Consider the following 12702-nt stretch of genomic DNA (forward strand, 5'->3'; position numbering starts at 1 on the left):
ATGGCGGAACTGCGTGGAGCGCTGATCGGCTGCGGCTTCTTTGCCGTCAACCAGTTGCATGCCTGGCGCGACATAGAGGGCGCCTCGATCGCCGCCATCTGCGACCGTGATCCGGACCGGCTGCGGATCGTCGGCGACCAGTTCGGGGTCGCGCGGCGCTATACCGACGCGGCAGCGCTGTTTGCCGGCGAAAGGCTGGATTTCGTCGACATCGCCACCACCGCACCAAGCCACAGAATGCTCGTGGAGATGGCGGCGCAGCACGGCGTTCCGGCAATCTGCCAAAAACCGTTTGCGCCGACGCTTGCCGACGCCAAGGCGATGGTAAAGGCCTGTGCTGACGCCGGCGTGCCGCTGATGGTGCATGAGAATTTTCGCTGGCAGTCGCCGATCCAGGCGGTGCGTACCGTGCTCGACAGCGGCGAAATCGGCCCCCCCTTTTTCGGACGGATCTCGTTCCGCTCTGCCTATGACGTGTTTTCTGGCCAGCCTTATCTGGCGACGGGAAAGCGCTTCATCATCGAGGATCTGGGTATCCACATCCTCGACATCGCCCGCTTCCTGCTGGGCGACGTCTCGACCGTCACTGCGCGAACGGCGCGCATCAATCCCGGCATTGCCGGCGAGGACGTTGCGACGATGCTGATGGACCACACGAGCGGCGCCACTTCCGTGGTCGACTGCAGCTACGCGAGCAAGCTCGCTACCGAGCCGTTTCCGGAGACGCTGATCGAGATCGACGGCAGCGACGGCACGATCCGGCTGGCGCAGGGCTACCGGCTCACCGTCACCGGCAGGAGCGGGACAGCCGTGAGCGACGTCTCGCCACCGCTGCTGGCCTGGGCATCACGGCCGTGGCACAACATCCAGGAAAGCGTCGTCGCCATTCAAAAGCACTGGGTCGATTGCCTGACCAACGGAACCGAGCCCGCGACCTCGGGCGCGGACAACCTCAAGACATTAGCGCTGGTCGAGGCAGCCTATGCCGGCGCCGCAAGCCGGGAGCCGGTGCAACTCGACGCCTTGCTGAAATGACAGCCGACGCCTTCCTCCTCTACGGCACACGTGCCGTTGAAGCCGAACCGGTCAGGCTGCGCGCCGGCGCGCTGACGGCGGACTTCGTCAACGGCAATCTGCGCAGCATCCGCCACGGCGACACCGAAGTTCTGCGTGCCATCGCCTACATCGTCAGGGATCGCGACTGGGGCACCTACGAGCCGACGCTCACCGATTTAATCATCGACCAGGGCGATGACGCTTTCTTCGTCAGCTATTCGGCAGGTTGTTTCGGACCAGAGGGAAGCCGGCTCGACTTCCGTGCGACCATCAAGGGCTCGGCTGATGGCCAGCTGATCTTCGACGTGAGCGCTCTTCCCGACAACGATTTCGAGACCAATCGCTGCGGCTTCTGCATCCTGCATCCGATTGCCGGCCTGGCCGGCAGCCCGGTCACAGTCGAGCATACCGATGGCAGCGTGGTCGCGACGCGGCTTCCAGAGCTGATCGATGCCTGGCAGCCTTTCAAGGATCTGCGGGCGATCACCCATGAGGTCCGGCCGGGCGTCACCGCCGAATGCCGTATGCAAGGCGATACTTTCGAGATGGAGGACCAGCGCAACTGGTCGGATGCCTCCTACAAGACCTATGTCCGGCCGCTCGCGCTGCCATGGCCCTATGTGCTGCCCGCCGGCAAGACCTTCCGCCAGACCATCAGCTTGCGGATAGAGGGTCGCGGGAAACTGCCGGCGGCTGCGGCAACCGTCGAACCAATTCGCGTCACGCTCGGCAAAGCCGGACCGGCGCTGCCGGATATCGGCGTGATCGTCTATCCGGATGAGGTCGAGGCGGCGCTGGGCAAGCTGCCGATGCTGTCCGAGCTTGGTCCGCAGCAATTGATGTTCCATTACGACCCGACGCGTGGCCATGGGCTCGACGCCTTGCGGGCTTACGCCCAGCTCGCCGCCGCCTATCCGGTCCGGACAACGCTCGAATGTGTCATTGCCGGCGACGGCGATCTCGACGCCGAGCTTTCAGGCGTCGCCGACATGGTGCGCCAGGCCGGGCTCAAGCTTTCGGCCATTGCCGTCTCGCCCTCGGTCGACCGGCAGTCGACGCCGCCGGGCAGCGCATGGCCGCAATGCCCACCGCTCGAAGACGTCTATGCCGCGGCGCGGCGCGCCTTTCCCGACACCAGCCTCGGTGGCGGCATGTTCAGTTATTTCACCGAACTCAATCGCAAGCGTGTGCCGGCTGACCCGCTCGATTTCGTCACGCATTGCACCTGCCCGATCGTGCACGCCGCCGACGATCTCAGCGTCATGCAATCGCTGGGGGCACTGCCTTTCATCACGGCGTCAGTACGAACGATCTTCGGAACAATACCTTATCGGATCGGGCCGTCGACCATTGCCATGCGCCAGAACCCTTATGGCGGCGCGACCAAGGCCAATCCCGACAATCAGCGCATTGCCATGGCCGACCGCGACCCTCGCCATGCCGGGCTGTTCGGGGCCGCGTGGACGATCGGCTATGCCGCGCGCGTTGCGCCGGCCGGGCTCGAAATGCTCACGCTCTGCAGCTTCACCGGACCGTTCGGCGTACTGGCCTCGTCGGGCGAACCTGTCGAAGAAGGTGCACCCCGGCCGATTTTCCACGCGGTGAAAGGACTTTGCGATCTGGCCGGCCATGCGCATGTGGCGGCGACAACGACCGATGAGACGCGGGTGCTGGCACTGGCCGGCCGCTCCCAGACAGGCAAGATCATCGTCTGGCTGGCGAACCTTACCTCGGACGACGTTCCAGTCGATGTTTCCGGGCTCGGCTCCGATCGGGGTCCTCTGAAGATCTGGGATGGACGAATATCGCGCAAGATTCCGCGAGATACGTCGGTCCGGGACCATCTTGTGATGACACCCTATGCAATCGTCCGGATCGGCTGAAGTCATTTGCCGAGGCTCATGGATAGCCGCACTTCCGCGGCGGTTGCCCGTAGCCGCAGCACTTCCGTTGCCGACTTGTCACCGGATTTGCTTTCGAAACTCGCCTGGTGCCATTCCAGTTGTCTTGGAAAAAAGACGGCTGAACGAGGCGACGTCCTGATATCCGACGCGATAGCAAATTTCTGAAACACTCAGTTTCGTTTCCTCAAGCATGGATTTTGCCAACTCCAGCCGCCGTTCCTGGATCCATTTTCCCGGCGTTGTCTGGAGTTCGTCGAAAAATCTGCGAGACAGGGTTCGCGAAGACATGCCCAATTCAGTTGCGAGAAATTTCAGATCGATTTCCGACATCTTGTCTTTCGAGAGCTCGCGCAGCTTGTTCTCGAATGGGCTGGCCTCGTTCGAAATTTCGTCGAGGGAAAATTCGTAGGGACTCTGGAATTTGCGCGGCGGAGGAAGAACCAGAAGTTTTCGAATGATCCGCTCCTCCTTCGAGAAGCCCAGATCGATCAGCAAAGCCCTGGCGAGTTCGAGTCCGGAAAACCCGCCTCCGCATGTGTAAAGGCGGTCCTGGCGAATGAGCAGGCGGGAAGCGTCCCATCGCACTTGCGGAAACCGGCGGCTTGCCTCGGCTTTCAGCCACCAGGATATCGTTGCGCGTTTACCGTCCAATAATCCCGAATTGGCGAGCAGATAACACGCGCCGCAATGTGCTGCGATGATTGCGTCCTGCTGTTGCGCGAGCGCGATCAGCGGTTTTGAATGTTCACTCTCCTCGTCGAGCGAGCGCAGAAGCTCCGGAATCTCGACACCCGGCATCGCAATGAGAATCAGGACATCCATTTTCCGGGATGGTTGAGCCTTCGTCGGGAAGAAAATTCCTGTGGTTGATGCCGACGGCGCGCCCCTTGAAACGAACTCACAGGAGAGAACCTGTGAACGGCAGACGTCATTCACAAGCTGAAACATTTCCACGAGCGTCGAGACGACGGCCGAATAGAAATTCGACGGCAGCCAGATCACGACGTGGAGGCTCCTGTCAGCCATTGCGGTTCTCCCGGTGTCGTTCTCGCCGATTGGCAAATCTAGCATAGTCTTTGCAAGAATTGCCAATTCAAGAAGAAGCCAGGCGCCTCCAAGACGGGCCTATGCGGGCCTGCTGACGAAAGCGGGCGGCGGAAATCCACGGCTGGGAAGATGCAAATGCTGAAATCGCTGAATGAAAACAACGCGGCACATACACCGGATTCAGACGGCAACATAAAACTGCGTCGGTCCGGGCTCAGGCTGATCTGTGGTCAGCCAGTAGGCCGAGAACAAGGTCCGACCGCGACGCCGGTCGGGACCTGCACTTGATTTTCAGCTGCCGGAATTCATCACGTAGAGCGCGCGCGAGCGTTCGAGGTGCTTGATCATCGCCTTCTCGGCGCCATCCGCATCCTTGGCTTCGATGCGTCCGACGATCTCTTCATGCTCGGTCAGCGTGAACTTTTCCTTGCCGGTCCAGATCAGCATTTCGGTGTGGTATTCCTTTAGCCAGCCTAGCATTGCCTCGCTGACAGCGACATAGATCGGGTTACCGGATATTGCCGCGATCTGTGTGTGGAATTTCATGTCGGCGGATATGAAGGCTTCCGAGTTGCCACGATGGCTGCGCTGCTCGGCGACCGTTTCCCGCAGCCGCTGCACGTCCTCGGCTGTGGCCTTTTCTGCAGCTTCCTTGACCATGCCGCGCTCGAAGAAGATGCGCGCGTTCTTGAGGTGCTCGAGCGTGTCCTTCGATGACGACAGGATGATCTTGGCTGCGCCGTCGACCTGCTTGATGATCGACTTGGCGGTGAGCTGCAGCACCTTGGCACGCTCACCATGCGAGATCGCGACCAGCCCCATATTGCTCAACGCCTGCATCGCCTCGCGGATCGCCGGCCTGCCGACCTCGAAACGCTCCATCAATTCGCGCTCCGACGGCATGTCGTCACCCGGCAGCAATTCGCCGCCGGTGATCAGGCGCTTCAGTCTCAAGAATACTTCGTCGGAAAGCTTGCGCCGGACGATCGGCTCCGAACGGTTCATCGTCGCGAATCACTCCTTTGACCGGCCTATACCTAGCATTTCCGCCGTGAATTCCGGAACGCCTGTTGCCGACTCGCCCTTACCGCCAAGCCGGATAGGGCTTGCAATGCTTATGTACTCATTATACCAGATTTCGAGGGCCAAGGAACCTTTTTCGAAACCTCCCCGGCAGGCCGCGCGAATATGATTGTTCTTACCTATCGCATCGAAACGCCCGGCAATATCGAGGCGCTGGCGGCCAAGATTGCAAGCGACCAGTCGACCGGGACCTTCGTCGCGCTGGCCGGCGAGACGGAAGAGCTCAAGGCTAGGGTCGCAGCGCGAGTCCTGGCGATACGGCATCTGCCGGACGCGGACCGGCCGTCCCTTCCCGAAACCGGTTCCGGAGCAAGCCCCGAAGCACGCAACGGCCCGGTCAAGCGCGCCGACATCGATATCGCCTTTCCGCTGGACGCCATCGGCACCGACCTGTCGGCGCTGATGACCATCGCCATCGGCGGCGCCTTTTCGATCAAGGGCCTGTCCGGCATCCGTGTCGTCGACATGAAGCTACCCGAGGAGTACCGGGGCGCGCATCCGGGCCCGCAATTCGGCGTCACGGGCAGCCGCAGGCTGACCGGTGTCGCGGATCGTCCGATCATCGGGACCATCGTCAAGCCGGCGCTGGGACTCCGCCCGTACGAGACGGCCGCAATGGTGCAAGAGCTGATTGCCGCCGGCGTCGACTTCATCAAGGACGACGAGAAGCTGATGAGCCCGGCCTATTCACCGCTGTCGGAGCGAGTGAGGGCAATCATGCCGCTGATCCTCGACCACGAGCAGAAGACCGGTAAGAAGGTCATGTATGCCTTCGGCATTTCACATGCCGATCCCGACGAGATGATGCGAAACCACGATCTGGTGGCAAAGGCCGGCGGCAATTGCGCGGTGGTCAACATCAATTCGATCGGCTTTGGTGGCATGGCTTACCTCCGAAAGCGCTCCAGCCTGGTGCTCCATGCCCACCGCAATGGCTGGGACATTCTCACCCGCCATCCCGGCCTCGGCATGGATTTCAAGGTCTGGCAGCAGTTCTGGCGGTTGCTCGGCGTCGACCAGTTCCAGATCAACGGCATCGCCTCGAAATACTGGGAACCCGACTGGTCCTTCGTCGAATCCTTCAAGGCGGTGACCACGCCGATCTTTTCGCCGGCCGATTGCGCATTGCCGGTCGCCGGCTCCGGCCAGTGGGGCGGGCAGGCGCCTGAAACCTTCCAGCGAACCGGCCGGACGGTCGATCTTCTCTATCTCTGCGGCGGTGGCATCGTCAGCCACCCGGACGGGCCGGGCGCCGGCGTGCGCGCCGTGCAGCAGGCCTGGCAGGCGGCGGTCCAAGACATTCCGTTGGCGGATTATGCCTTGAGCCATGTCGAGCTGGCGCGGTCGATCGAGAAGTTCGGCGGCGGCGAGGCGGCCTGACGCCATGCAAAACCTGCTTCTGAGTTACTATGGCGACGACCTGACCGGCTCGACCGACGTTATGGAGGCGCTCGAGCTCGGCGGCGTGCCGACCGTCCTGTTCATGCGCCAGCCGGACGAGGCGCTGCTTTCACAATTTGCGCATTGCCGCGCCCTCGGGCTGGCCGGCACCAGCCGCAGCGAGACGCCGCAGTGGATGGACACGCATCTGCGGAATGCCTTCGCCTGGCTGAAGACCGTCAACGCCGAGATCTGCCACTACAAGGTCTGCTCGACCTTCGATTCCAGCCCGGCAATCGGCAGCATCGGCCGGGCGATCGAAATCGGCCGCTCGGTTTTCCGGCAAGACGGCGTGCCGCTGGTGGTCGGCGCGCCGCAGCTGAAGCGCTACACCGCCTTCGGTCATCTGTTCGCGGCCTATCGCGAAAAATATTTCCGCATCGACCGCCATCCCGTGATGAGCCGCCATCCGACCACGCCGATGGACGAATCCGACCTGCTGATCCATCTGTCGCGCCAGACCAGCCTCGCCTCCGGCCTGGTCGACCTGGCGACGCTGCAGTCCGCGTCGCGGTCGAAAGCATTCGACCGGCTTGTGGAGAATGGCTCAGGTATCGTGCTTGTCGATGTCGATAGCCTGGAAACCCAAGCACTTGCCGGCAAGGAGATTTGGCGCGCTCGCAAGCCGGGCGGTTATTTCGTCGTCGGCTCTTCAGGCATCGAATATGCCTTGCTGGTCGAATGGGCATCGAACCGGATCGTGGATACCAAATCCGCCTTTTCGCCGCCGGGCGCTGCCGACAGGATCGCCGTGGTCTCGGGGAGTTGCTCGCCGACGACGGAACGACAGATCCGTCATGCTCTGGCCGACGGCTTCGACGGGATCGAGCTCGACCCGGTCGAACTGGTTTCTGAGGCTTCGAACGACGCGATTGCGCGCGCGGTGGCAACCGGCCGCTCCAGCCTACGGGCCGGGCGCAGCGTCATCCTCTACACCGCGCTCGGACCTGCGGCCGACCGCGGTGCAGAAATCGATCTCCGGGAAGGCGCCCGCCATAAGCTCGGCCGCGGCCTTGGCGAGGTTCTCCGCGAACTGACGCTTCAAGAGAAGCTACTGCGCGTGGTCATCGCCGGCGGCGACACGTCGAGCCATGCACTTGGCCAGATGGGCGTCGACGCGCTGACGGTGCGAATGCCGCTGCCGGCATCGCCGGGCTCGCCACTTTGTGTGGCGCATTCAAGCATTAAGGCGATCGATGGGCTGGAAATTGCCCTCAAGGGCGGGCAGGTCGGAACCGACCGCTATTTCTCCACTATTCGCGATGGGGTCGGGTCCGCGGTTGAGAGCGGGGAATGTCAGGTCAAATCGGTGATGCTCGATCGGGATCGAGGATAGTCACTAGCCGGCAAACCAGAAATCTCAGGCGTTCAGACCAGCGGCAATGCCACTCATCCCGCTATCTGCCCATTGTCCTGCCTGGATGATACTGACGGGCGTAGGCGACACAGGCGTCTACCGTGCTGACACAGAGCGCATCGCGGTTGTTCGGCAGGTTGTTGTCGCCGGCGTAGGCAACCTCGGCAACATGACCGTCAACCATTCGAATTTGCGTGTTGCAATAGCCGCCGGGGGCGACGTTGACGGAACCTCCCAGCGCCGGGACGGGGCCAATGGCCACGGTCGGAACGACAATGTTGAGATTGCCGCGTTGAACGACGCGCTGATAGGTCCAGATCTGGCCGGATTTGCCGACATCGGCAGTGGCGGTCGGAAAGCCGGCGCACATTCGAACGTCCGCCTCGCTAAGGCCGACCATCTCCCTGCGGGCTGCCGCCGCCGTGGCGTCCTCCTTTGCAGTGCTCGACGTGTCGTCGGGCATGACGCAGGAAGACAGGATGGCGGCGCTTGCCGATAGAAGGAGAAGGGCAAGCTTTCGGGTGTGGAAAGATGTCATGCCAACTTCGGATTGCACGGGAGCCCGAATGCCAACCTAGGAAGTGGGCCAATCGAGTCAACCGGCAGAAAATTCACGAAGTCGTTTGGTACGTCATTCCGCCGCATGCATCTGCTGCAAGAGGTTGAGGCTGCCGCCGTGACCCTCGCGCCCTATCTTCCGCCTGGGCATCGGATTTCCAAATCCGACCCCTTCTTGTCAGATGTACTGGCGCACGGTGCTGTGACTTTGGTTCGGCCGACGGTGTGCTAGTTTCCAGCCAATTGCTCCGGAGACGTCATGCCTATCAAGCTGCAAGAAATCGCCCTCGCTCTTCTGCTGTTGGTTGCCGGAGTTGGGGTGGGTCACGCGGAGACGGCCCAGCGGCCGCCGCCTACAGGCGGGGTTCTCTCGCTCTTGCCACCGCCGCAGACTTCCGATCATTCGATCGTCATTGCCGGACGCACGCTCGATTACGAGGCCAAGGCCGGCACGCTGTCATTGCCGTCCGGCAAAGGCGATATCACCGCCGAGATTTTCTACGTCGCCTATGCACTGCATTCCGGGAAAGAAACGGGACCGGATCCGCGGCGCCCGATCACCTTCGTGTTCAATGGCGGTCCGGGAGCAGCTTCCGCTTATCTTCATCTCGGCGCGCTCGGTCCGCGGGTCCTGGCGACGGCGGCCGATGGAAGTTTCCTGCCGCCGCCGCAGAGGCTGTTCGACAACCCCGACACTTGGCTCGACATGACCGACTTGGTCTTTGTGGACCCTGTTGGAACCGGTTACAGCCGTGAAGCGCCCGGCACGGAAGCACACAGCTTCTGGGGCGTCAGCCAGGACGCCGCGTCGATAGGCGCGTTTATCCGGCTCTATCTGGCGCAGACGAACCGTACGGCATCGCCTGTCTTCCTGGCTGGCGAAAGCTATGGCGGCTTTCGAGCAGCATTGCTCGCCAGGAAGCTTCAGGAAGACATCGGCATCAGCCCGAGTGGCGTCGTGCTGATTTCGCCGGCGCTCGAATTCACGCTGGTGCGCCCGGACGAGTTCCAGCCGCTCCACTGGGCGCTGGAACTGCCGTCGCTGGCGGCAGTGCGCCTACACAGCGAAGGCGTTTCCGGCCCGGCCCTGCAGGAGCGGCTGGCGGCAGTCGACGCAATGAGACGGTTTGCCCAAAAAAGCGCCGGATACGCTGTTCGCCCTCTCATCAGGCCCTAGTTCCATCGCGATTGATCGGTTACACACCTAGGATGGCGTCTTTCAGCGACGTTCGACAACGGATTAGCCGGCTCTCCAGAATCGCGCCACTGGTGCGGCGTGCTGCCGAGCGGGCCATTCGGAACACCAAGCCACACAGGCTGACAAGCCTTGTTGACCGTTGGAATGCGCTGTCGCTGGCAACGCAGTTCCTGCTCGCGGGCGGTCTATTTTCCCTGTCAGCCATGGTGGTGGTGGGGATTTCCGTCACGAACCATATAGAAACCGTGGTCACGCAGAATTCGGCTTCCGCGACGGCTCTTTACGTGGACAGCGTTATCGCGCCGCTGCTTCCGGATATGCGCAAGAGCGAAGTGCTCGACGAGAGCGTCGCCCATGCGCTCGATGAAACGCTGGGACAAGGGGCACTCGGCACAAGGCTCGAATCCTTCAAGCTCTGGCGTCGCGACGGAACCATCCTGTATTCGACCGACAAGACATTGATCGGCAAGCGCTTCGAACCCAGCGACAATCTCCGGGCGGCATTCGCAGGCCAAATGGTCTCGGAGTTCGACAAGCTCGACGATCCGGACAGCGAGGCCGAAAGAGCCAGCGGCTTGCATCTCCTCGAGATCTACAATCCGGTGCTGCAGCCATGGTCGGGGGAAGTGGTGGCCGTTTCGGAATTCTACGAGGTCGCCACTGATTTTGAAAGAAACCTGCATCAGGCGCTCATTCGAACCTGGCTGGACGTTGCCGCCGTCACAGCGGCCTTCTTTCTCGGGCTGTCGGCAATCGTGTTCCGTGGCAGCCGCATGATCAGTTCGCAGAGCCGCTCGTTGAAGCAGCGCATTGCCGAGCTTTCCGATCTGCTTGCGCAAAACAGACTGTTGAGGCTGCGGGTGCAGCGTGCCTCGCAGCGTGCCACCGCACTTAACGAACGCTATCTCAGGCGCATCGGTGCGGACTTGCACGATGGCCCCGCGCAATTGGTTGCTCTCGCGGCGCTGGGGATCGACAGCCCCGTCATTGCCGATCCCGCTACGCCGCAATCGAAGCGCGCACAGGAATTGCTGGCCATCAAAGCACATCTGGACGATGCCATGCGCGAGATCAGGAGCATCAGCAAGGGCCTTGTCCTGCCGCATATCGAGCATGCCGAACTGGGTGAAATTCTCCAGCTAGCCGTACAGGCGCACGAAGAACGAACCGGCGTCAAAGTGAGATTATCGATGACCGGCGGCCATGCGCCGTTGTCGCCGGCGGCCAAGATTTGCATCTTCCGCTTCGTCCAGGAGGCGCTGAACAATGGATTCCGTCATGCCGGAGGTGAAGGTCAGTCGGTCGAGAAACATTTCGACGGCGAGCGCGTTTGTATCGAAGTGGCCGACGCCGGCGCTGGCTTTGACCCGCAAATCGTGCGTCCCGAGAGGCTGGGACTCGTTGGGCTGCGCGAGCGGGTGGAAAGCCTCGGGGGCCAGTTTACCGTGACTTCCTCACAGAGTGGCACAGTCGTAAGAATGGCCCTCAACATCGTTGAAATGGGGCAGACATGACAGTAGCCATCAAGCTCGCCATCGTCGACGACCACCCGCTGTTCAGGGAAGGCGTTGTGCGCACGCTCGATCAGATCGGCGGGTTCGAGATCGTCGGTGAAGGAAGCAGCAGAGACGATGCCCTGCGGATAATCGAAGACCAGCGGCCCGACATTCTGCTGATGGACATCTCGGTTCCTGGAGGTGGCCTTGGCGTGATCGGACCGGCCCTTGAGCGGCATCCGGCACTGAAAATTGTGATGCTGACCGTTTCGGAAGAAAACCAGCACGTGATGACCGCGTTGCAGAGCGGGGCAAGGGGCTATGTTCTGAAGGGGGTCGGGTCGAGGACGTTGGCTGCGATCCTGCGCACGGTAGCGTCGGGCGAACGATATGTCTGTCCACAATTGTCGGCGCGCCTGTTGGCCGATCTCTCGGCTCAATCAAAAGAGCCGGCGAAAGCTGACGGACTTGCCGACCTCACCAGCCGCGAAAGGGAGATCCTGACGCTGGTTGCCGCGGGACTGAGCAACAAGCGGATCGGGCTTCGGCTGAACCTGCATGAAAAGACGATAAAGCACCACATGACGCGAATCCTGGCCAAGCTCAACGTCAGCAACAGGACCGAAGCCGCCATGACCTTGCGCGACGCGACTGAGCGCCGCCATCCGCCTGTTCGCGATCATGCTTGAGCCGAAATTGCCGCACTGCGCGGCCATGTGAACTGGCCCTCAGTTGATCATTCCAAGCAACCTGTCCCGATCGGAACGCGTCGCCAGGCGCCGAATGATGATGCGGCCCTCGGCATCCCGCATTTCATATTGGTCGCTGTCGATGCGCTCACTGAGTCCGTTCGAATGCACCACGCCAATGCTCGGGCCGCTCACCTCGACCCGGTCTCCTGTGGATGCGTTGACAAAGAGTTTTGGCTTGCTATCGGGGTTTACCGCAGGGGCGGGATCAGGGAGATTGTCGTCCTGCGACTTTGCTTTGCCCTTGCCGGCACCAGCGTTCGAGTTCGAATTGCCGGAGTTTCCACCCGAATTGCCCGAATTGCCGTTCCCATTCCCGTTCCCGTTCCCGCCATTGCCGTTCCCGCCATCTTTGGCCCAGGCAGCCTGCGGGCCGAGCGGCTGCGATGATCCATCGACCACGACGCGATAGGGGCTCACGACGAGAATGAAGGTCAAGACGACTATAGAAATGCCGACATGACGTCCTCGTGAAGATCCGGTCCTTCGTTTCCGGGTCGTCATCAATGAACTTGCCAGTCGCATGTCGGAACTCCCCTTAATCATACGGCTCTGTCGTACTGCCTCCTGTTCGAATTCGTGTGATGCTTAAAACAATGGTTTGCGTCCGGAACGTCAAGACCCACCAGTCCCACGATGGTAACTGGTGGGTCTCGCTAGCGCAGGAAGGGACTATTTACTGCGCAAGTCTTTTGCCTTCCCGTGGTTGCGTCTCTCCGCGGTAGCGCCGACTTCCACCGTCAGCCAACAATAAATCCAATGGCCGCGACCCCGAAGCACAGGCCAAATAACGGAAAAAGCAGCCAACGTGCCT

At 61.5% G+C, this 12702-nt stretch carries 11 protein-coding genes; 7 read left to right on the forward strand and 4 right to left on the reverse strand.

Annotated elements, in window-relative coordinates; genetic code table 11:
* Complete coding sequence (locus tag NKI67_RS01560; protein WP_023675479.1) at positions 1–1035, forward strand: Gfo/Idh/MocA family protein; 1035 nt, start codon at positions 1–3, stop codon at positions 1033–1035.
* The gene (apnL, locus tag NKI67_RS01565) at positions 1032–2939 is read left to right on the forward strand and encodes a D-apionate lactonase (RefSeq protein ID WP_352644171.1); all 1908 of its coding nucleotides are present in this window, start codon (positions 1032–1034) and stop codon (positions 2937–2939) included. The genes NKI67_RS01560 and apnL overlap by 4 nt, the downstream gene beginning before the upstream one ends.
* A gap of 78 nt (positions 2940–3017) precedes the next feature.
* Here apnL and NKI67_RS01570 read toward each other — a convergent pair whose 3' ends face one another.
* Both NKI67_RS01570 and NKI67_RS01575 read right to left on the reverse strand, forming a co-directional pair.
* Positions 3018–3986 carry a GlxA family transcriptional regulator gene (locus tag NKI67_RS01570; protein ID WP_352644173.1) on the reverse strand — a complete coding sequence of 323 codons (969 nt, stop codon included), beginning with the start codon at positions 3984–3986 and terminating at the stop codon, positions 3018–3020.
* A 312-nt stretch (positions 3987–4298) separates the two neighbouring features.
* Positions 4299–5012, reverse strand: coding sequence for a transcriptional regulator NanR (locus NKI67_RS01575; RefSeq protein ID WP_352644175.1), 714 nt, complete (start codon positions 5010–5012; stop codon positions 4299–4301).
* 183 nt (positions 5013–5195) lie between these two features.
* Here NKI67_RS01575 and oiaX point away from each other — a divergent pair, with 183 nt between their 5' ends.
* Entirely contained in the window at positions 5196–6470 is a 1275-nt protein-coding gene (gene oiaX / locus NKI67_RS01580) for a 3-oxo-isoapionate-4-phosphate decarboxylase OiaX (protein ID WP_352644177.1), read from the forward strand.
* Between the two features lie 4 nt (positions 6471–6474).
* Positions 6475–7866 carry a four-carbon acid sugar kinase family protein gene (locus NKI67_RS01585; protein ID WP_352644179.1) on the forward strand — a complete coding sequence of 464 codons (1392 nt, stop codon included), beginning with the start codon at positions 6475–6477 and terminating at the stop codon, positions 7864–7866.
* Between the two features lie 61 nt (positions 7867–7927).
* Here NKI67_RS01585 and NKI67_RS01590 read toward each other — a convergent pair whose 3' ends face one another.
* Positions 7928–8425: a hypothetical protein gene (locus NKI67_RS01590; protein ID WP_352469597.1), complete on the reverse strand. Its 498-nt coding sequence runs from the start codon at positions 8423–8425 to the stop codon at positions 7928–7930.
* A 279-nt stretch (positions 8426–8704) separates the two neighbouring features.
* On the opposite strand from NKI67_RS01590, the gene NKI67_RS01595 reads away from it, so the two are divergent.
* From NKI67_RS01595 to NKI67_RS01605, 3 genes are all read left to right on the forward strand, one after another.
* Positions 8705–9622, forward strand: a complete 918-nt coding sequence (locus tag NKI67_RS01595) for a S10 family serine carboxypeptidase-like protein (protein ID WP_352644181.1) — start codon at positions 8705–8707, stop codon at positions 9620–9622.
* A 92-nt stretch (positions 9623–9714) separates the two neighbouring features.
* Entirely contained in the window at positions 9715–11157 is a 1443-nt protein-coding gene (locus NKI67_RS01600; protein WP_352644183.1) for a sensor histidine kinase, read from the forward strand.
* Positions 11154–11828, forward strand: coding sequence for a LuxR C-terminal-related transcriptional regulator (locus NKI67_RS01605; protein WP_352448141.1), 675 nt, complete (start codon positions 11154–11156; stop codon positions 11826–11828). The genes NKI67_RS01600 and NKI67_RS01605 overlap by 4 nt, the downstream gene beginning before the upstream one ends.
* A 39-nt stretch (positions 11829–11867) precedes the next feature.
* Here NKI67_RS01605 and NKI67_RS01610 read toward each other — a convergent pair whose 3' ends face one another.
* Positions 11868–12413: a hypothetical protein gene (locus tag NKI67_RS01610; protein WP_352644185.1), complete on the reverse strand. Its 546-nt coding sequence runs from the start codon at positions 12411–12413 to the stop codon at positions 11868–11870.
* Positions 12414–12702 lie beyond the last annotated feature (289 nt).

This window comes from Mesorhizobium sp. M0408 (assembly GCF_040321495.1).
Taxonomy (GTDB): Bacteria; Pseudomonadota; Alphaproteobacteria; order Rhizobiales; family Rhizobiaceae; genus Mesorhizobium.